At 62.6% G+C, this 20,793-nt stretch carries 15 protein-coding genes and 2 pseudogenes; 2 read left to right on the top strand and 15 right to left on the bottom strand.

What is annotated here, in order from left to right:
* Window positions 1-8: 8 nt before the first annotated feature.
* From gcvH to arcD (ACOZJV_RS23025), 7 genes are all read right to left on the bottom strand, one after another.
* A complete protein-coding gene (gcvH, locus tag ACOZJV_RS23055) occupies window positions 9-392 on the bottom strand; it encodes a glycine cleavage system protein GcvH (RefSeq protein ID WP_421548596.1) in 384 nt (127 codons plus the stop codon).
* 312 nt (window positions 393-704) lie between these two features.
* Window positions 705-2,213, bottom strand: coding sequence for a sigma-54-dependent transcriptional regulator (locus ACOZJV_RS23050; RefSeq protein WP_020297278.1), 1,509 nt, complete (start codon window positions 2,211-2,213; stop codon window positions 705-707).
* 123 nt (window positions 2,214-2,336) lie between these two features.
* Window positions 2,337-2,696 (bottom strand): DUF5064 family protein, encoded by a 360-nt coding sequence (locus ACOZJV_RS23045; protein WP_078471845.1) that lies wholly within the window; start codon window positions 2,694-2,696, stop codon window positions 2,337-2,339.
* A 73-nt stretch (window positions 2,697-2,769) separates the two neighbouring features.
* Window positions 2,770-3,699, bottom strand: coding sequence for a carbamate kinase (gene arcC / locus ACOZJV_RS23040; protein WP_078471844.1), 930 nt, complete (start codon window positions 3,697-3,699; stop codon window positions 2,770-2,772).
* A gap of 65 nt (window positions 3,700-3,764) precedes the next feature.
* Window positions 3,765-4,775, bottom strand: coding sequence for an ornithine carbamoyltransferase (locus tag ACOZJV_RS23035; RefSeq protein WP_078471843.1), 1,011 nt, complete (start codon window positions 4,773-4,775; stop codon window positions 3,765-3,767).
* A 75-nt stretch (window positions 4,776-4,850) separates the two neighbouring features.
* On the bottom strand, window positions 4,851-6,107 hold the full coding sequence (arcA, locus tag ACOZJV_RS23030; protein WP_020297282.1) for an arginine deiminase: 1,257 nt from the start codon (window positions 6,105-6,107) through the stop codon (window positions 4,851-4,853).
* Window positions 6,108-6,153: 46 nt separating this feature from the next.
* On the bottom strand, window positions 6,154-7,581 hold the full coding sequence (gene arcD / locus ACOZJV_RS23025) for an arginine-ornithine antiporter (protein WP_078471842.1): 1,428 nt from the start codon (window positions 7,579-7,581) through the stop codon (window positions 6,154-6,156).
* 448 nt (window positions 7,582-8,029) lie between these two features.
* Here arcD (ACOZJV_RS23025) and arcD (ACOZJV_RS23020) point away from each other — a divergent pair, with 448 nt between their 5' ends.
* The gene (arcD, locus tag ACOZJV_RS23020; protein ID WP_421548800.1) at window positions 8,030-9,457 is read left to right on the top strand and encodes an arginine-ornithine antiporter; all 1,428 of its coding nucleotides are present in this window, start codon (window positions 8,030-8,032) and stop codon (window positions 9,455-9,457) included.
* A gap of 42 nt (window positions 9,458-9,499) precedes the next feature.
* Here arcD (ACOZJV_RS23020) and ACOZJV_RS23015 read toward each other — a convergent pair whose 3' ends face one another.
* From ACOZJV_RS23015 to ACOZJV_RS22980, 8 genes and pseudogenes are all read right to left on the bottom strand, one after another.
* Window positions 9,500-10,849: a CoA transferase gene (locus ACOZJV_RS23015; RefSeq protein ID WP_421548595.1), complete on the bottom strand. Its 1,350-nt coding sequence runs from the start codon at window positions 10,847-10,849 to the stop codon at window positions 9,500-9,502.
* Window positions 10,850-10,968: 119 nt separating this feature from the next.
* A pseudogene (locus ACOZJV_RS23010) lies at window positions 10,969-11,487 on the bottom strand (methyl-accepting chemotaxis protein); the annotation flags it as partial.
* A gap of 387 nt (window positions 11,488-11,874) precedes the next feature.
* Window positions 11,875-12,834 (bottom strand): annotated as a pseudogene (locus ACOZJV_RS23005) (chemotaxis protein); the annotation flags it as partial.
* A gap of 410 nt (window positions 12,835-13,244) precedes the next feature.
* Window positions 13,245-13,646 carry a YbaN family protein gene (locus ACOZJV_RS23000; RefSeq protein WP_078471838.1) on the bottom strand — a complete coding sequence of 134 codons (402 nt, stop codon included), beginning with the start codon at window positions 13,644-13,646 and terminating at the stop codon, window positions 13,245-13,247.
* A 153-nt stretch (window positions 13,647-13,799) separates the two neighbouring features.
* The gene (locus ACOZJV_RS22995) at window positions 13,800-14,408 is read right to left on the bottom strand and encodes a biliverdin-producing heme oxygenase (protein ID WP_078471837.1); all 609 of its coding nucleotides are present in this window, start codon (window positions 14,406-14,408) and stop codon (window positions 13,800-13,802) included.
* Window positions 14,409-14,522: 114 nt separating this feature from the next.
* The gene (locus tag ACOZJV_RS22990; protein WP_421548594.1) at window positions 14,523-17,129 is read right to left on the bottom strand and encodes a TonB-dependent receptor; all 2,607 of its coding nucleotides are present in this window, start codon (window positions 17,127-17,129) and stop codon (window positions 14,523-14,525) included.
* 119 nt (window positions 17,130-17,248) lie between these two features.
* Entirely contained in the window at window positions 17,249-18,220 is a 972-nt protein-coding gene (locus ACOZJV_RS22985; RefSeq protein ID WP_421548593.1) for a FecR family protein, read from the bottom strand.
* A 199-nt stretch (window positions 18,221-18,419) separates the two neighbouring features.
* Window positions 18,420-18,938, bottom strand: a complete 519-nt coding sequence (locus tag ACOZJV_RS22980) for an RNA polymerase sigma factor (protein ID WP_020297291.1) — start codon at window positions 18,936-18,938, stop codon at window positions 18,420-18,422.
* Window positions 18,939-19,139: 201 nt separating this feature from the next.
* Here ACOZJV_RS22980 and ACOZJV_RS22975 point away from each other — a divergent pair.
* On the top strand, window positions 19,140-20,793 hold a 1,654-nt coding region (locus ACOZJV_RS22975), incomplete at its 3' end, for a type VI secretion system Vgr family protein (RefSeq protein ID WP_421548592.1).

Here is a 20,793-nt window from a genome sequence, read left to right as displayed (position 1 = left end):
GCGGCTCCTCAGGCTTCGGCGTTGGCTTTGATCAGGCGGTCGTAGGCGTCCTGGTCCAGCAACTGGCCGACGGCGGCGGCATCGGCGGGAATAAAGCGGAAGAACCAGCCTGCGCCTTGCGGGTCTTCGTTGACCAGCTCCGGGCTGCTGTCCAGGGCCGGATTGGTCTCGACCACTTCCCCGTCCAGTGGCATGTACACGCCGCTGGCGGCTTTTACCGATTCCACAGTGGCGGCTTCGGCGCCTTTTTCGTAGCTCTGCAGCTCCGGCAGTTGCACGAATACCACGTCGCCCAGGGCGTTTTGCGCGAAAGGCGTAATGCCTACGGTGACGCTGCCATCAGCTTCGGTACGCAGCCATTCGTGATCTTCAGTAAAACGCAACTCGCTCATGGAAACTCCTCAGGGGCCAGACTCGTCTGGTGGACGCGATTGAATGCTCTTGCAATGCAGAGCGAATGGCTAAACCCATAGCAAAAACGCGGCCAATGTTTTTTAGTTGTTTAAAATCAATGGCTTGCAGGGTTTTTCGGAAGAGGGTGTGGGCGCAGCTGTAGCGAAATCGCTACAGCTGGGGCGTTTGAAAAAACGCTTTGAGGATCAAAGCCTTGGGCAGCACTGATTGTAGACGCGTGTAGCGAAATCGTTCCGCTGTAGCGCTTTCAGTACAGGTGGAGGTCGTTTTCAGCGGGTTTGCCTGAAGGCTCAGGCTTTACCGGGAATGCCGTACTTGCGCAGGCGGTGGGCGATGGCCGTGTGGGAAGTCTGCAAGCGGTTGGCCAGTTGTCGGGTCGAGGGGTAATTGAGGTAGAGACCTTCGAGCAGACTCTTCTCGAACGCCTCGACCGCCTGCTCCAGGCTGCCGACCTCGGAGTCGCCCTGGCGCGCCACGGAGGTGCCGGCGATGTCCAGGTCGCCAATGTCCACCAGGTTGCTGTCGCAGATGGCCGCGGCGCGAAAGATCACGTTCTGCAACTGGCGCACGTTGCCCGGCCAGCGGTTGCCCAGCAGGGCCGGGTAGGTGCCGGGGGCCAGGCGGCAGACCGGGCGCTGGATCTGCGCACAGGCCTGCTGCATGAAGTAGCGCGCCAGCAGCAGGATGTCCTGGCCGCGCTCGCGCAGCGGCGGGACTTCGACATTGAGCACGTTCAGGCGATAGAACAGGTCCTCGCGAAAGGTGCCTTCGCTGACCATTTTTTCCAGGTCACGGTGGGTGGCGCTGAGGATCCGCACATTGACCTTGACCTCGCGATCGCCCCCTACCCGACGGAAGCTGCCGTCGTTCAGGAAGCGCAGCAACTTGGCCTGCAGGTAAGGCGACATTTCGCCGATTTCGTCGAGAAACACCGTGCCCTGGTTGGCCAGTTCCATCAGCCCCGGCTTGCCGCCGCGCTGGGCTCCGGTGAACGCGCCGGGGGCGTAACCGAAGAGTTCGCTTTCGGCGAGGTTCTCCGGCAGCGCCGCGCAGTTCAGGGCCAGGAAGGGAGCGCCATGGCGCGCGCTGATGGCATGGCAGGCGCGGGCTACCAGCTCCTTGCCGGTGCCGGTTTCACCCTGGATCAGCAGCGGCGCATCCAGGGCTGCCACGCGTTGGGCGCGGGCCTTGAGGGTGCGGATGGCGGGTGATTCCCCGAGCAGGGCATCAAAACCTTCGGCATGGTCGTGGTGCAGGGCCGACAGGCGCTCGCCGATCCGGTTCGGCTGATACAGGGTCAGCAGCGCGCCGGCGTCGGTGATGGGCGTTGCGTCCAGCAGCAGGGTCTGGCCATTCAAGGTGATTTCCCGCAGGGGCAGGCGAAAGCCTTGTTCCAGGAGGCTGTCGAGCAGCGCCGGGTCGGCGAACAGCTCGGCGACGCTTTCGCCGGCCGGTTCACGGCCATACAGGGCAATCAGCGCCGGGTTGGCCAGCAGCACCTTGCCCGCGCTGTCCAGGGCCAGCACCGGGTCGGTCATGGCCGCCAACAGGGCATCGAGCTGCAAGTGGCGACGCTGGCCGGGGAGGATATCGACCACGGTCACCGCCTGGACCCCACGCACGTTGAACAGCGCATCGCGCAGCTCTTCCAGCACCTGCGGGCTGAGGGTCGGGGCATCGATGTACACGTTGGGTGGAACCATCTCCACCGCATCCAGGTTGAGATTACGCCCGCCGAGCAGGGCCAGGACTTCCTGGGTGATGCCGACGCGGTCGATGAAGCTGACGTGGATACGCATGAGGAGGCTGACGGTTCTGCGAAGCGGAGGGTGGCCAGTATGCCTTGGGGGAGGGCCAAGGTGAAATGCGCGCAGCGTGAACAGGGTGGCGAGGGCAGTGCTTCCCTCACCACGGGGAGGGGGTTACGCCAGGTGTTCGGGTTTCACCGGGTCGCCGGGTTTGACCTCCAGTTGCTTGCGTACGTCTTCGAACATTTCGTCGTAGTACTTGTGCATCGAGCCGATGCTGGCGATTTTGGGCATCCCGTATTGCTGGGCGATGCGGGTGGCATGGCGGGCGAAGTCGAAGGCCAGGTCCTTGGCCAGGAAGAACTGTTCCTTCAGGGGCTTGTCCTCGATGGTGCCATGCAGGGTGAAGAGCATGCCTTTGCCTTCCTTGGGGTCCTGGGTGACCTCGTAGTCGATGCACAGGTTGTAGCTGTAGTCGTCCTTGTTCAGCGCGTGGCGCTCGATATGCAGGTGACCGGGCTCGAACGTGGCCATGGGCGTCTCTCCTTCAAGGCATTGAAGTAGGGGCAGGCACAGGGCCCGCCCCGAAGTTCTTGTGACTGGCGATTTACTGGTAACTGATACCCGGCTTGGCTGTGCTGATGCGGGTGCCGGCCTTGCCCTGGACGATCGCCTCGATGTCCGAGAGTGAACCGATCACCGCGACTTTTCCAGTGTTGCGGGCGAACTCGCAGGCGGCCTGGACCTTGGGCCCCATGGAGCCGGCGGCGAAGCCCAGCTTCTCGATTTCATCCGGGTGGGCCTGGGCGATGGCTTTCTGGGTCGGCTTGCCGAAGTCGATAAAGGCTGCGTTGACGTCAGTGGCAATCACCAGCAGATCGCTTTCCAGCTGTTCGGCCAGCAGCGCCGAGCACAGGTCCTTGTCGATCACCGCCTCGATGCCCCGCAGCTTGCCGTCCTCGCCGTACATGGTGGGGATTCCGCCACCGCCGGCACAGATCACGATGCTGCTCTTTTCCAGCAGCCACTTGATCGGGCGGATCTCGAAGATGCGCTTGGGTTTCGGGCTGGCCACCACGCGGCGGAACTTGTCGCCGTCGGGAGCGATGGCCCAGCCTTTTTCGGCGGCGAGTTTCTCCGCCTCGGCTTTGCTGTACACCGGGCCGATGGGCTTGGTCGGGTTCTTGAATGCCGGGTCCTTGGGGTCGACTTCGACCTGGGTCAGCAAGGTGGCGAACGGGACTTCGAAGTCCAGCAGATTGCCCAGTTCCTGTTCGATGATGTAGCCAATCATGCCTTCGGTTTCGGCACCGAGCACATCCAGCGGGTAGGGCGAAACCTGGGTATAGGCCGCTGCCTGCAGCGACAGCAGGCCGACTTGCGGACCATTGCCGTGGGCGATCACCAACTGGTTGCCGGGGTGGATCTTGGCAATCTGTTCGGTGGCGATGCGGATGTTGGCGCGTTGATTGTCCGCGGTCATGGGTTCACCACGGCGGAGCAGGGCGTTACCGCCCAGTGCAACGACGATACGCATAATGCAGTCCTTCTAGAGCTCCCGTGCAGGCGTCTGCAGGGCGGCGCCTGCACGGGAGGGGGGGATTACAGATCGGCCAGGGTCGAAACCAGGATCGCCTTGATGGTGTGCATGCGGTTTTCCGCTTGCTCGAAGGCGATGCAGGCCGGCGATTCGAAGACGTCGTCGGTGACTTCGATGCCATTGGCCAGGTGCGGATACTGCTCGGCGATCTGCTTGCCAACCTTGGTGTCGCTGTTATGGAATGCAGGCAGGCAGTGCATGAACTTGGTCCGTGGGTTGCCGGTGGCCTTCATAAGCTGGGCATTGACCTGGTACGGCAGTAATTGCTCGATGCGCTCGGCCCAGGCTTCCACCGGCTCGCCCATGGAGACCCAGACGTCGGTGTGGATGAAGTCCACGCCCTTGACCGCGGCTTTCGGGTCTTCGGTGAGGGTGATGCGTGCGCCGCTTTCTTCCGCGTATTTTTTGCAGCGCTCGACCAGGTCGTCATGGGGCCACAGGGCCTTGGGCGCGCAGATGCGCACGTCCATGCCAAGCTTGGCGCCCACCAGCAGCAGCGAGTTGCCCATGTTGTTGCGGGCGTCGCCCAGGTAGGCGTAGCTGATCTCGTGGATCGGCTTGTCGGCGTGTTCACGCATGGTCAGCACGTCGGCGATCATTTGCGTCGGGTGGTATTCGTCGGTCAGCCCGTTGAACACGGGGACGCCGGCGAACTTGGCCAGTTCTTCGACGATTTCCTGCTTGAAGCCGCGGTACTCGATGGCGTCGTACATGCGCCCGAGCACGCGGGCGGTGTCCTTCATGCTTTCCTTGTGGCCGATTTGCGACGAGTTCGGATCGATGTAGGTGACGTTCGCGCCCTGGTCATAAGCCGCCACTTCGAAGGCGCAGCGGGTGCGGGTCGAGGTTTTTTCGAAGATCAGCGCAATGTTGTTGCCCTTGAGGTGCTGCTGCTCGGTGCCGGTGTACTTGGCACGCTTGAGGTCGCGGGACAGGTCCAGCAGGTAGCGCAGTTCACGCGGGGTGTGGTGCTCAAGGCTCAGCAGGCTGCGGTTGTGAATGTTAAAAGCCATGATGGATCTCCTTTGGTTTCGGTCGTCCACTTGCCGCGGCTCGGGGTGCGCGCGGCGGCAAGCATGGAAGAAAAATCAGTAGTCGATAGGATCGCGGATGATCGGGCAGGTCATGCAGTGGCCGCCGCCACGGCCACGGCCGAGTTCGCCGGCGCTGATGGTGATCACTTCGACACCGGCCTTGCGCAGCAGGGTGTTGGTGTAGGTGTTGCGGTCGTAACCGATCACCACGCCCGGTTCCAGGGCCACCACGTTGTTGCCGTCATCCCACTGCTCGCGTTCGGCGGCGAAGCTGTTGCCACCGGTTTCCACCACGCGCAGGGCCTTGAGGTTGAGGGCGGCGGCCACGGTGTCGAGGAAGCTGGTTTTTTCCTGCTGGATATCGATGCCACCCGGCTTGCTTTCATCAGGGCGCAGGGTGAAGGCGACGATCTGGTTCACCACTTCCGGGAAGATGGTCACCAGGTCGCGGTCGCAGAAGCTGAACACGGTGTCCAGGTGCATGGCTGCGCGGGATTTCGGCAGGCCGGCAACGATCACCCGTTCCACGGCCTTGTGCTTGAACAGGTTCAGCGCGAGTTGGCCGATGGCTTGGCGCGAGGAACGCTCGCCCATGCCGATCAGGACCACGCCATTGCCGATCGGCATCACGTCGCCGCCTTCCAGGGTGGCGTTGCCATGTTCCTGGTCCGGATCGCCGTACCAGACCTGGAAGTCGGCATTGGTGAACTCGGGGTGGAATTTGTAGATGGCGCTGGCCAGCAGGGTTTCCTGGCGTCGCGCCGGCCAGTACATCGGGTTCAGGGTCACGCCACCGTAGATCCAGCAGGTGGTGTCACGGGTGAACTGGGTGTTGGGCAGCGGCGGCAGGATAAAGCTGGAGTGGCCGAGGAAATCGCGGAACATTTCGATGGTCTTGCCGCCGAAGCTGCTCGGCAGGTCATCGGCGGAAACCCCGCCGATCAGGAACTCGGCCACCTTGCGCGGCTCCAGGCTGCGCAGCCAGGAGCTGACTTCATTGACCAGGCCGAGGCCGACCTGGTTGGCAGTGATTTTGCGCTCCAGGATCCAGTCCAGGGCTTCGGGGATGGCGACGATATCGGTCAACAGGTTGTGCATTTCCAGCACGTCGATATCGCGCTCGCGCATTTTGGTGACGAAATCGAAGTGGTCGCGCTTGGCTTGGGCAACCCACAGCACATCGTCAAACAGCAATTCGTCGCAGTTGTTCGGGGTCAGCCGCTGATGGGCCAGGCCTGGGGAGCAAACCATGACTTTGCGCAGTTTGCCGGCTTCGGAATGTACGCCGTACTTAGCTTTTACCGTGGTCATTACAGTGTTCCTCCAGTGACATAACATCCAATGTTACGAGCGGGTCTTACAGAGTCAGGAAGCCGTCGTAGAGTCCGTAGGCCGCCACCAGGGCGCCCAGGACCACCGCAGCGAAAATCAGCTTCTCGACGTTGGTGAAAATCGGTTTGCCCAGTTCCAGCTTGGCCTTGGCGAACAGGATCGCGCCGGGGGCATAGAGCAGGGCGGACAGCAGCAGGTATTTGACGCCGCCGGCATAGAGCAGCCAGATCGCATAGATCAGGGCGATGGCGCCGATGAACAGGTCTTTCTTGCGTTCGGCCAGGGCCTGTTCGTAGCTTTCGCCACGCACCGCCAGCAGCACCGCGTAGGCCGCGGACCACAGGTAGGGCACCAGGATCATCGAGGTCGCGAGGTAGATCAGCGACAGGTAGGTACTGGCCGAAAACAGGGTGATGATCAGGAACAGCTGGACCATGGCATTGGTCAGCCACAGCGCATTGACCGGTACGTGGTTGGCGTTTTCCTTGCGCAGGAACTCCGGCATGGTGTGGTCCTTGGCCGCGGCGAACATGATCTCCGCACACAGCAGCACCCACGACAGCAATGCCCCCAGCAGCGAGATGATCAGGCCGACGCTGATCAGCACCGCGCCCCAGTGGCCGACCACATGCTCCAGCACGGCGGCCATCGACGGGTTCTGCAGCTTGGCCAGTTCCGGTTGGGTCATGATCCCCAGGGACAGCACGTTCACCAGGACCAGGAACAGCAGCACGGTGATAAAGCCGATGACCGTGGCCTTGCCCACGTCCGAGCGTTTTTCCGCCCGCGACGAGAAGATGCTCGCGCCCTCGATGCCGATAAATACCCAGACGGTGACCAGCATCATGTTGCGCACCTGGTTCATCACGCTGCCCAGGTCCGGGTTTTTCACGCCCCAGATGTCAGCGGTGAAGATATCCAGGCGGAAGGCGAAGATCGCGATCAGCACAAACAGCAGCAATGGCACGACTTTGGCGACCGTGGTCACCAGGTTGATGAACGCCGCTTCCTTGATCCCGCGCAGCACCAGAAAGTGCACGGCCCACAGCAGCACCGAGGCGCCGATCACCGCGGCGGGCGTATTGCCCTCGCCAAAGATCGGGAAGAAGTAACCCAGGGTGCTGAACAGCAACACGAAGTAGCCGACGTTACCCAGCCAGGCGCTGATCCAGTAGCCCCAGGCCGAGGAAAAACCCATGTAATCGCCGAAACCGGCCTTGGCGTAGGCGTAAACCCCGCCGTCCAGGTCCGGCTTGCGATTGGCCAGGGTCTGGAACACAAAAGCCAGGGTCAACATCCCCACCGCGGTAATGGCCCAACCAATAAGAACTGCACCGACGTCGGCACTGGCGGCCATGTTTTGCGGTAATGAGAAGATCCCGCCGCCAATCATCGAGCCGACTACCAAGGCGACTAGCGCACCTAATCGTAGTTTTCCGGGAGTGTCAGACATTGCATGACTCCAATGCAGGAGAAGAGAGTTGTCAGCGTAGGGCTGATATCATTTTGAATAGCTGACTTAGATCAGTTCATTGCTACATTCCATTGTTTATGAATGACTTAAGGAACATTTCCATATGATCATTGGGCGTCTGGAAAGCGCTTTCCAGAGCCTTCAAGCTGCGTGAACAACAAGACTTCTCATCGGCGACGAGGGTTCAAGCTAGTTCGTTTTGCCGAATGTGCAAATCATGTAACGGTATTGAAACAGGTCATAATGATGGCACTTAGTACGTGGGCTCGATAAAAGCGCCGGTTATTCAGCGCGTTCCACGAGTTGTGATGCCATTTATAGAAAAAGCGATGGTTAATTGACTTACTGAGTAATACGTAAATCTGTAGAAGTTATTTAATTGCGTGTAGCGTTGACGCCGGATGGACTCATGAATGCAGAGGTAGGGATGGCACAACCGGCGCAAAAGCTTCGACTCGGTGCGCTTATTGCCCTGGTGGTGGGGTCGATGATCGGCGGCGGGATTTTCTCGTTGCCGCAGAACATGGCGGCGCGTGCCGATGCCGGTGCGATCCTGATCGGCTGGGCGATCACCGCCGTCGGCATGCTGACCCTGGCCTTCGTCTTCCAGACCCTGGCCAATCGCAAGCCGGAGCTGGATTCCGGGGTCTACGCCTATGCCAAGGCCGGGTTTGGCGATTACATGGGCTTCTCTTCGGCCTGGGGCTACTGGATCAGTGCCTGGATGGGCAACGTCGGCTACTTCGTGCTGCTGTTCAGCACCCTGGGCTACTTCTTCCCGGTGTTCGGCCAGGGCAACACCCCCGTTGCCATTGGCTGTGCCTCGGTGCTGCTGTGGGCGGTGCACTTTTTGGTGCTGCGCGGGATCAAGGAGGCGGCGTTCATCAATCAACTGACCACCGTGGCCAAGATCCTGCCGATCCTGATGTTTATCGTGATCGCCGCCGTGGCGTTCAAGGCCGACGTGTTCACTCGCGATATCTGGGGCCGCAGCAACCCGAATTTCGGCAGCGTGATGGATCAGGTGCGCAGCATGATGCTGGTCACGGTGTTCGTGTTCATCGGCATCGAGGGCGCCAGTGTCTACTCGGCCAAGGCGCAGAAACGCTCCGATGTCGGTCGGGCCACGGTGATCGGTTTTCTCGGGGTGCTGGCGTTGCTGGTGCTGGTCAATGTGCTGTCCCTGGGGATCATGACCCAGCCGGAACTGGCCCAGTTGCAGAACCCGTCCCTGGCGGCGGTACTGGAGCATATCGTCGGGCCCTGGGGCGCGTTGCTGATCAGCATCGGCCTGGCGGTCTCGCTGTTGGGCGCGTTGCTGTCCTGGGCCTTGTTGTGCGCGGAGATCCTTTACGCCACTGCCCGCGACCGGACCATGCCGGCCTTCCTGAAAAAGGAAAACGCCAACCACGTTCCGGTCAATGCGCTGTGGCTGACCAACTGCATGATCCAGATTTTCCTGGTGATCACGCTGGTCTCCGCCGGTACCTACACCAGCCTGATCTACCTCGCCTCGTCGATGATCCTGGTGCCGTACCTGTGGTCGGCGGCCTATGCGGTGCTGCTCAGCGGCCGCGGTGAAACCTACGAGCAGGCCTCGGCGCAGCGCATGAAGGACCTGTTCATCGGCGCCATCGCCCTGACCTACGCGATCTGGCTGCTGTATGCCGGCGGCCTGAAGTACCTGCTGCTGTCGGCGTTGCTCTATGCGCCGGGGGTGGTGCTGTTCGCCCAGGCCAAACGGGAGCAGGGCGAACCGCTGTTCACCCGCTTCGAGAAGCTGATCTTCGCCGCCGTGATCATGGGCGCGGCACTGGCGGCCTACGGCCTGTACAGCGGCCTGCTAAGGCTTTGAATCACCCTCCGCCCAGCGCCCTGGCTGCCTTTGGGCCGGCCATCACCATTTGGCCCGATGGGACCCCAGCTCGCTGGCCGGGAGGGCCCACTGCAACGGCGAGCCGCTGATATGCAACGGCACTTGTAGGCGATGGGCCGGGCCCCAGGGAGTCTGTTCCACCAATAAGCCCTGGTCCTCGGCTGTTTCCGCGCGTAGCGGCTGCTCGCAGGGGCCTGCGCTGTGCTCCAGCAGTAACTGCGCGGTACGGGCCAGGGACAGGCGCGAACTGCTGCCGGCGCCGGTCTGCAGGCGCTGGTCCAGGGCGCGAATCGCCCTGGCGGCCATCAGGTAGCCGGTGGCGTGGTCCAGGGCCTGGACTGGCAGGGGCACGGGCTGGTCGGCGTGCTTCCAGATCATGCCGGCGTCGGCAATCCCGCAGCTCATCTGTACCAGGCTGTCGAAACCCCGGCGGTTCTGCCAGGGGCCGCTCCAGCCGTAGGCGTTGAGACAGACATCGATCAGCCCCGGGGCCAGGGTCTGGCGTTGCGCCACGCCATAACCGAGGCGTTCCAGGGCGTCGGCGCGGTAACCGTGGAGCAGGATATCGGCCTCCCCGAGCAGGCTTTCGAAGGTGCTGCGGTCGGCCGGGTCATGCAGATCCAGGCGTGCGCAACGCTTGCCCAGGGTGACCTCCGGGACCACTCCGGGCTCATTCCAGTGCGGCGGGTCGATACGCAGCACATCGGCCCCCAGCCCGGCGAGAAAGCGGCTGGCGATCGGCCCGGCCAGCACCCGGGTCAGGTCCAATACCTTGATCCCGGCCAGCGGCTGGGCCGGGCTTCCCGACCAGGTTCCGAGCGCGGTCGGCGGATTTTCAATCACCGCCACCAAGGGCTCGGTCTGTACCGCCTGCCCCTGGGGATGGGCCTGCCATTGCGCCCAGCTGCGCATCTGCGCCGCACAACCGCCAGCGTCGACCACCGCCTGTTCCAGTTCGGTTTTGCCCCACTGCGCCACTTTGGCCGCCATGGCGCTGCGCTCGCTGACCCGGCCCAGCACCTGTTCGGCAGCCGCCCGGTGATGGGGCGCATTGGTGTGCAGGCGGATCCAGCCGTCCTGGGTCGGGTAATCTCCGGCAACCGGGTCCCACAGCGGTGGCATGTTCCAGCCGATCGGGCGCAGTGACGTGGCGAACCAGAACGACGCCAGGCGTCGGTCGACCCGCAGCGCCGGCAGGCGCCCGGTCTGCCGATGTAGCAACTCGGCCACGGCCTGGCCGGCGCTGGCGATACTGGCGCTGGCCAGATCGGTCACGGCAAAGGCCGAGGGCAGGGCCCCGGTTTCGCTGAAGTCGATGGACGACTGGGAGAGCCCCAGCGCAGCTTGAATGGACGTGAGAATGTCGGTCATGGCAGGCCCTCCAGAGCAGGAGGGGCATTGCACCCCGAAACCGCTGCGGCTGTCGAGAACCCGCTGGCAGAGCCGGCGGTTCCCTCATGACCAACAGCGGTCGGTAGTGCCTGGGGCGGTTACACCCGGAACTGATCCATCAATTTCATCTGGTGTGTCGCCAGCGCGTTCAACTGGCTGCTGACCTTCGCCGACTCAGTGGCCTGCTCGGTCAGGGTTTCGGTCACGCTGCGAATCGCCGAGACATTGCGGTTGACCTCTTCGGCCACGGCGCTTTGCTGTTCGGCGGCGCTGGCGATCTGCAGGTTCATGTCGCTGATGACCGTCACTGCATCGCTGATCTTGCCCAGGGCCTGCACGGCCTGCTGGATCTGGCCGGCGTTGTTGTGGGCCTGGGTCTGGCTCGAGTGCATGGTCGCCACCACGCCACGGGTGCCGTTCTGGATGCGTTCGATCACCTGGCGGATTTCTTCCACCGAGTCCTGGGTGCGTTTGGCCAGGTTGCGCACCTCGTCGGCGACCACCGCGAACCCGCGTCCGCTTTCCCCGGCGCGGGCGGCTTCGATGGCGGCGTTGAGGGCCAGCAGGTTGGTCTGCTCGGCAATGCTGCGGATCACTTCCAGCACCGAGCCGATCTGTTCGCTGTTGACCGCCAGGGCTTCGACCTCGGTCACCGCCTTGCTCACTTCCTCGGCCAGGGTGCTGATATCACGGGTGCTGCGCTCGATGATGGTCATGCCTTCCCGGGCCGACTGGTCGGCGCCGCGTGCCGCGTTGGCTGCGTTGGAAGCGCTGTTGGCAACGTCGTGGGCGGTGGCGCTCATTTCGTTGGAGGCGGTGGCCACCTGGTCGATTTCACGGAACTGCACCTGCATGCCTTCGCTGGTCTGGCGGGCGATGGCCGAAGACTGATCGGCGGTGCCACGGGCGTCGGTGATGCTCTGCTTGATCTGGGCGATGGTCGGCTGCAGCTTGTCGAGGAAACGGTTGAACCAGTTCACCAGTTCGCCCAACTCGTCCTGTTTGCTGTAGTGCAGGCGTTGGGTCAGGTCACCGTCGCCGCTGGCGATAGCCTTGAGCATCTGCGCCACGCTGTTGATCGGCCGGGTCACGCCCGAGGCGCTGAGCCAGATCAGCAACAGGCCCAGCAGGCCGGCGCCGGTGGCCACCAGCAGGGCCTTGAGGGTACCGCTGGCCTGGGCGTCATCGAGCACGGCCTGGAGTTTTATCGAGTCGGCCAGCAGCACCTGCTGTGGCAAGTCGATGGCCACGCCCCAGGGCTTGGCGTCGGCAATCGGGCTCACCGGGTACACGCTGCGGATCAGGTCGCCCTGTTGCAGGGTTTGCGGGCTGTTGCCGTTTAGCAGTTGGAGCACGTCCTTGCCGTCGGCGCCGAGGGTGTCGCCGATGTTCTTGCCGACTTTGCTCGCGTCCGAGCTGTAGGCGGCCAGGACCCCGCTGCCGGAGACGATCAGCATATGCCCGGCACCGTTGAACAGTTCACGCTGGGCGTCAGCGGCAGCGGCTTGCAGGGAGTCCAGGGCGATGTCGACGCCGATCACCCCCAGCACCTTGCCGTCGATGATCAACGGCAGGGAAATGGTGGTCATCAGCATCAACTTGCCGCCGACGGTATCGGCGTAGGGGTCCAGCAGGCAGGTGCGCTTGCCGTCGCGTGGGCAGGTGTACCAGCTGTTGTAGGGCGTACCGCTGAGGCTGAGGGTGGTTTTGCTCAGGTCTTCGTTGGTCATCACCGTGTTCAGCCCGGTGCCGCCGGCGCGGCTCCAGTAGCTGGCGAAGCGCCCGTGCTCGTTGGAGCCCCGGGCCAGGTCATTGGCGAACTCGCTGTCCTTGCCGTCGAGGGCGTCGGGCTCGAAGGCCAGCCAGATGCCCAGCACCTTGGCATTGCGCTCGAATGCGGTCTTCAGGCTCTGGTTCAGTTCTTCACGCAGCGCCGAGGCTTCGAGGGCGCGTTTGCCGGCCATGGCCCGCAGATCCTTGACCTGGTCGGCCAGGGCGGTCACTGCCAGCAGGCTGTCGCCGAAACTCCGTTGCAGCCTGACCGCCTGTTCGCCCGCTCTGGATTGCAACAGGTTCTGCACGCTGCCCGTGAGCATCCGGGTGCTGGAGGTGCTGACCAACTGATTGTTCTGGTTGGTCTGGTAGAGGTTCATGCCAACGATCAACCCGACCACGCCCAGCAGGCACAGTCCGGACAACAGCACGATTTTCAGGCGGATGGAGAGAGAGTCGAGCATGGGGCGATCTCGCGAAGGGACAGGTGATGAGCCTTGAGTCGGATGACTCATGGCGCCAAGTCCATTCAGCGCTATGCCCGGAACATCGGCTTGCGCGGCATTTGCGTGAGACGCAGCCGACGAGCGGTCATCTTCGGCTAGGAAATCTGAGGCAAGGCCTCTGGCCGCGACCAGATCCACAGGTTGCCCAGGCTCATGCCGCCGATGGCCAGGTACATGGTCCAGTGATGATTGAGCAGGGCCAGCATCAGTCCGGCGCACAGCAGCATGCTCAGGGTGGCGCTGACCTTGGCCCGGCGGCTGACGATCTTGCCGTTGCGCCAGTTACTGAGGATGGGGCCGAACAGGCGATGGTTTTCCAGCCAGGCGCTGAGGCGTGGCGAGCTTTTGGTGGCGGCCCAGGCGGCCAGCAGGATGAATTCGGTGGTCGGCAGGCCAGGCACGACGATGGCGATCAGGCCGATGGCCAGGCTGGTGTAGGCCAGCAGGCCGAAGAGCAGGCGCGAGAGCTTCGAGGCGGGTCGGGGGGAGCGGGTCATGGGTTCGCTGGTGAGTGACGAGCAGAGGCTTAATCCTGGGTCGGTTTTCTGAAAAAAGCCATCGCCGGCAAGCTGGCGGCGGCTCAAGCCAGGTACCCAAGTCGCTGAAAGGGGCAAGCCAGCCCTTGTCGGGCCTGGCCTGCCCAGGTTGCGTCAGGCCAGTTCCGGGGCGCTGGCGTAAGCCTGTTCGAGCAGCACGGTGAAGCGGTTGAAGGCATCCAGGGCGCCTTTTTCCGCCGCGGCTTCTTCTTCGGCGCTGAACGTCAGGCCGTCGAGGGTCTTGACGAAGCTCTTCCAGCCTTCGGCACGGCCGCCGGCCGGTTCGCCCAGGTGGCGAGCACCGAAGGTTTCGCTCAGGCCCAGGCCTACGGCGCGCTTGATCAGGAACGCGGCGCCGAGCTTGGAGCCTTCGGAAACGAAGATCCAGCCCAGGGCTTCGGCCTGGCTCGGGTTGCTCACCGCGCCGGCTACCGGTGCCGGGACTTCGGTGTCGAGGTCGGCCAGGTCGGCCTTGGCCGCTTCGGCGCGGCAGCGGGCCGCGAGGTCAGGGACGATTTTGTTCAGTTCGGCATCGTTGTACAGGTCCACCAGTTCCGACTGGAACAGGTACTGCGCAACCACGAAGCGGGCGAAGTTGCCCTGGGTTTCAAACGGCGCGTGGGCCTTGACCAGGGTGTCGAGCTTGGTGTGCGGCTCGTGGGTGATCTGGTTCAGGCGTTGCGAGCGCAGGTGATGAGGCTGGGTAGAATCCTGGGCGGTCATGAAGATGTCCTTGAGAATGAGATGCACTTAAGTGACTAGACGAACAAGAAGACGCGACACAGTAAAAAAACCTCACTGCCCATGAAAAAAAAGGGCAGCGAGGCGCTGGATGGATCAGATATCCCACACCAGATTGACCGAGACGTTGCGCCCGGGAGCGGTCAGGCGGTCGAGGTTGGCGGGGTTGAGCATGCCGGCTTCGCCGACCCCGTCGTAGCCGCGTACGTCGTCCCAGTTCCAGTATTTCTTGTCGGTCAGGTTGTACAGGCCGGCGTTGACGGTGACGTCGTCGTTGACCTTGTAGAAGCCGGTCAGGTCGAGAATGCCGAAGCCCGGGGTCTTGAACTGGCTGCTGCTGGTCAGGCCGTCCGGCGCCTTGAATGCGTTGTCATCCACCCGATCCTTGCGTTTGACCAGGGTCCAACTGAGCAGGGTGCCGTAGTTGTCCTGGTCGTAGCCCAGACCAAACACGCCCTTGAGCGGGTTGACGCTGTTGAGCGGCTCGCCGTTGTCGGCGTTGCGCCCGTAGGCGTATGCCACCGAGCCCTGGGTGTAGAGCCCCTGGGGAGCGCCCAGGACGTCCAGGTTCAGGCGGCCTTTGACTTCCGCGCCCTTGATGGTGGCGTGCTTGATGTTGGCGCTGAGGAACTTGACCTGGTTGTAGCCCGGAGCAATGGCGTCTTCGTTGATGAAGTCGCGGTACTTGTTATAGAACACCGCCACATCGAAGTTGCCGTGCTCGAAGTTGCCGCGCAGGCCGGTTTCCCAGCTCTGGCTTTTCTCCGGCTTCAGGTTCGGGTTCGGCGTGACCGAGTAGCCGAGGCCCGGGTTTTCGAAGCGCCCGTACAAGGCCTTGGCGGTCGGTGTGCGGAAGCCTTCGGCGTACTGGCCGTACCAGGTGTACTGCTCGGTCAGGGCGTAGGTCAGGCCGAACTTGGGCGACAGGCGATGCCAGGTTTTTTCCTTGGCGTCGATTTCGCTGGCACTGCCGCCGGCAGCGACGATGGTATTGATGAACTGATCGGTCACGTGGGGTTTGAGCTGGGTGTAGTCGTAGCGCAGGCTCGGCAGGAAGGTCCAGTCGTTCCAGCGAATCTGGTCCTGGACGAACACGCCGTAGGTGTTGATGGTCGGGTCCGGGAAGTCACTGGATTTGACCAGGCTGTCCGCCGGCATCAGGCTCGGCCCGCCGATGACCGGGCAGTTGGTGGCCACGTTGAGGCAGACGGCGGTGCCGGAGCGGTAACCGGTGACTTTCTGTTGCTTGATATTGGTGCCGTAGGTCAGCAGGTGCTCGGTATCGGCAATGTTGAACGCCTTGTCCAGCTGGGCGTCGAAGACCCACTGTTTTTCCTGGTAAAGGGTGTCGCGGGTGCGGGCCACGCGGCGCCCGGATTGGTAGATCTCATCGGCATGCTGGTCGGTCTTGGCGATCTGGTAGTTCAGGCTCCACTTGATCTTGTCCACCAGCAGGCTGTCGAGGGCAAAGCTGTGCTCCAGGCCGAAACGCTCGCGGGTGACGGTGTCGTTGGCGGTTCGGGCGCGATACAGGTTGCTGCCCATGCCGTTGAAGAACAAGCCGCCGACCACGCTGCGCTGATTGCTGTCACGGTCGTCCTTGTACTTTTCGTAGGTCAGGCCCAGGCGCGAATCGTCGTTGTAATTCCAGCCCAGCTTGGCCAGCACGTTGGTGGTGCGCACGGTTTCCGGGTTGGCTTCGGTGCGTTTCAGGCCGGTGCCGCCGGTGCTGCCGTAGGACTCGGTTTCACGGCCGTTGCGCTGGCTCAGGTGCAGCAAACCGTCGAACTCACCGCTGCGCCCGGCGAAGGTGCCGGAGGTCAGCCAGCTGTTGTCGGCGGAGCTGTAGCCGGTTTTCAGGCGTGCGCCCAGGTCCTGGCCGGGTTTGATGATGTCGTCCGGGGCGAGGGTGAAATAGCTCACCGCGCCGCCGATGGCATTGCTGCCGTAGAGCGCCGAGGCCGGGCCGCGCAGGATTTCCACGCGCTTGATGATTTCCGGGTCGACGTAGTTGCGCTGGGTTTCGGCGTAGGGGCCGTTGAAGAAGCTGCTGGGCACTTCGACCCCATCCACCTGGGTCAGGATCCGGTCGCCGTCGATGCCGCGGATGTTGTAGCCGCTGATGCCGCCACCGCGCTTGCCTGCACCACCGACCGATACGCCGGGTTCGTAGCGCGTCAGCTCCTTGATGTTATTCACGTTCTGCCGGTCGAGCTGGGTGCGGTCCTGCACCGTCACCGTGCTCGGCACCGAACTGACGTCCTGTTCCTGGCGGGTCGCACTGATGGTCATCTGCTGCAGGTTGACCACGTCGGCGCCGCTGCGCTTTTCCAGGACGATGGTGTTGTTCCCCAGTTTGCGATAGTTCAGGTTGGTGCCTGCCAGCAGCCGGTCCAGGGCTTTTTCCGGCGGCAGCGAGCCGCGCACACCAGGGGAGGCGACGCCGGCGCCCAGTTCTGCGGGCAGCCCCACCTGCCAGCCGGTGACCGCGGTAAAGGCATTGAGCGCCGAGACCAGGGGTTGCTGGGCAATGGCGAAATGATAATTGCCCATGCTCGAACTGGACTGCGCCGGGGCAGTGGCGGCCATGGCGGGCGTGGCCTGGGCGCCGGCCAGCAGGATCGCGGCGGTCAGCAACGACAGGGTGCAACTTTGCAGGCGGGCAGAGGGAACAGGGGATCGGCTGTTGAGGCGAGAGGACATCGAAAGCGCTCCGGGTCGCACGAATCTTATAGGTGCAGATCAGCATTTAAAATGCGAATCAATTGCATTGGCTATAACGAGACGTACGACCCAAGGCTATCGAGTAAAAATAATTATTCTCAGTTGATGATCACCAGCGCCGGGAATTCCGAGAGCCGCGCCGAGGTGATGTGGGCCAGGGATCGCACCACATTCAGGGGCTGATCGAGGCGGTAATTGCCGGTCACGGCCACATCGGTCAGGCGCGGGTTGTTGTTGACGATCCAGCCCGGGTAATAGCGCCGCAGTTCGGCCAGGACCTGGCTCATCGGGCAGTTTTCGAACACCAGGCGACCTTGGACCCAGGCCAGCTCCTTGTCTGCATCGAGTTTGGCCGGGGGTTCGAAGCCCTGGGGGCCGACGCGCACGCTTTCCCCGGCGGACAGGCGAATGCGCTGGTCGGCATGGGTCGCCCGCAAGTCGATAGCGCCGCGCTGCACTTGGACCTGGGCAATGCCGTCCAGATAGCGCACGGCAAAGGTGGTATCGCGCACGCTGGCCCGGACCGGGCCGGCCTCCAGCTCCAGGGGCAGGCCGCGGTTGGCCGGGATCTCGAAATAAGCTTCGCCCTGATACAGCCGGGCCACGCGCTGCTGATCGTCGATGTCGCTGGAAAACGCCGAGTTGGTATTGAGCAGCACCTTGGAGCCGTCTTCCAGTTGCAGGCGCTGACGTTCGCCGACCTGGGTCAGGTGGTCGGCCTGCAGGCGCAGGGGCAGATTGCTGAAGCTGAACAGCCCGAGCACCAGTACCGCGGCCGTGGCCAGGGGTTTCCAATGGGGTCGCAGGCGGGCCAGGCGTGACACCTTGGGCGGGGCGCTGTCGAGGGCGACGGCGGATTGCGCCACGTGCGGGCCGTTCCAGATCGCCTGGGCTTTCTCGAAGGCCTGGGCATTGAGCGCGGAGGCCGTCAGCCATTGCTGGAATTGTCGGGTTTGCTCGGCACTGGGATGGTCCAGCACGATCAGCCAGTCCAGCGCCTGATCCATGGCCAGCTCCTGTGGAGAGGCGCCCGAGGGGGTAGGCGGCTCGGCGCGGTGAGTATCCGTCACGGGTGTTCCTCGGCTGTGTCTGTGCACAGCTGTTTTTTCAAGAGAGAGCGAAAGCCGGGCAAGGTTAGCAAACCCCCGGGGCTGACGCAGTCGTTCCGATCATCAGCTCGGAACCTGTTCACGATCCGCTGTGCTTGGTTCATGGGGCATTAACAAGTGGCTGAGCATCGCTCGCTGGATCGTGAACAGGTTCTAAGACTCACTGTGAGTCCAGGCGTTCGGCGACGCCGATGCAGATGGCCATGATCAGTTTCAATTCCTTTTGCACTGTGCTCAGGGACACCCGCAGTTCTTCGGCGATCTCCTGATAACTGTGACCGTGCAGGCGGCTGAGGATAAAAATCCGCTGCTGGCGCGGGCTGAGCTGATTGAGGCTGAGGTTCAGGCGCTCAAGCAGTTGTTCGGCATGGGCCGCATCCTCTGCGCTGCTGGTGGGGGCGGCGACGTTCTCCACCACTTCCATCGGCACGTCTTCGAGCAGGGTCCTGCCCTGGATGCGGCGCGCGCGCAAGTGGTCCAGAGCCAGGTTGCGCGCGGTCTGGAACACAAAGGGTTCGAGGTGATCGATGGCCCGTTCATTGAGGGCCCGGGTCACACGAAGGTAGGTTTCCTGCAGCAGGTCCTCGGCGGTGCTGTGGTTATCGACCATCCGCTCCAGCGTGCGCAGCAGAGAAATTCGTTGAGTGAGGAAGACATTGTTGAAGCGCGATTGACTCACAGCGGGGCCTGATCCATTTTTTGCAGTTGATGATAATGCTTATCATCTACGTGCTTGGTCAAGTCCTGGGTGAGTTTCAGACTCACCTTATAGCCCCACGCTCGCTCCCCACTCTAGATTCCCGCAGTCAGGCGACAGCCCTGCCGGCCGGTACAGGCCCAGGGCTTTAGAGATCAGGAACTCAGTCACAGGGAGTTATGCATGGCCAGCCAAGCCGATCTGCGCTTTACCTTCAGTATTGGCGACGAGTCTTTTGACGTTGTTGAGTTCACCTTGCATGAAGCGCTGTCCGAGACCTTTCATCTGGCTGTCGAACTGAGTAGTGCCAATCCCGCCATCGACTTCGGGCAGGTGCTGGATCGATCGGCGCTGCTGACCCTCTGGCACGGTGAGACGCCCGTGCGCTATGTGCATGGCGCTGTTTCCTCCTTCGTGCAGCACGACAGCGGCTTCAGGCGTACGCGCTATTCGGCGGTGGTCGAGCCGCGCTTGGCACGGTTGAAGCTCAGCTCGGACTGGCGCATTTTCCAGACGCTGACTGTTCCGCAGATTACCGAGGCGGTGCTCAAGGCTCACGGTCTGACTCAAGACTACGAGCAACGTCTCACCACCGAACACCAAACCCGCGAATACTGCGTACAGGCCGGCGACACCGACTACCACTTCGTCGAACGCATCATGCGTGAGGAAGGGTTCTTTTATTCCTTCCGCCACAGCGCCGAAGGCCATCAACTGGTCCACAGCGACCGTCTTTTTATCCACGGCCGGGTGGGTGATCAGCCGGTGCATTACAACCCCATACCCGGCGGTGATCAGCCACAACCGGCTCTACGCCGCTTTGCTTATAGCGAAAACGTGCGCACGGCGCGCCAGACCCAGCGTGACTACACCTTTCACCATCCGCGCTATGGCCATCAGCACAGCCGCGATGGCGTCGATCTGGACCACCAGGGTCGCCAGTACGAACGCTACGATTATCCCGCCCGAGCCAAGTTTGACGAGGCCGGAAAACCCTTCGCTGAAAACCGCCTACGTGGTCATCGGCGCGATGCGCGCATGGCCCTGGTGGAGGGCGATGATCCGCGCCTGCAACCGGGCATTTCCTTCACTCTCGCGGGCCACCCACGGGAAGGCCTGAACCGTGGCTGGCGCCCGGTGAGCATCGTTCACCATGGCAAACAGCACACCAGCCAGGCTGAAGAAAGTGCCGAGGCGCAGCTGGGCACCCATTACAGCTACCAGGCCGAACTGGTGCCGGACGATGCCGAATGGCGCGCAGAGCCGCTGTCCAAACCCCGTATCGACGGCCCGCAAAATGCCACGGTGGTCGGCCCCAAAAATGAGGAGATATTTACCGACGAATACGGCCGAGTGAAGGTGCAATTCCCCTGGGATCGAGAAGGGAAAGAGGACGAATACAGCTCCTGCTGGATCCGCGTTTCGCAGAACATTTCGGGTGCGACCTGGGGCCATATGGCGATCCCGCGCATCGGTCAGGAAGTCATCGTCTCGCATTACGACGGCGATCCAGATCAACCGATCATCACCGGCCGCACTTATAACCGCCTGCAACTGCCGCCCTACGAACTGCCCCGGCACAAGACCCGGATGACCCTCAAAAGCAAAACCCACAAGGGCGAAGGCTTCAACGAACTGCGTTTCGAGGACGAAAAGGATCAGGAGGAAATCTACGTCCACGCGCAGAAAGACCAGAACATCCATATCAACCACGACGAAACCACCTTCGTCGGTCACGACCGCAGCGAGCAGGTCGAGCACGACGAAACTGTTTCTATCGGTCACGACCGCAAGGAAACCGTAGGCAACAACGAGCAGGTCAATATCGGCCAAGACC

The organism is Pseudomonas sp. QD4, from assembly GCF_049199125.1.
Lineage (GTDB): Bacteria > Pseudomonadota > Gammaproteobacteria > Pseudomonadales > Pseudomonadaceae > Aquipseudomonas.
The sequence above is the reverse complement of the archived record's forward strand: the minus strand, read 5'-3'. Positions and strand labels throughout refer to the sequence as shown.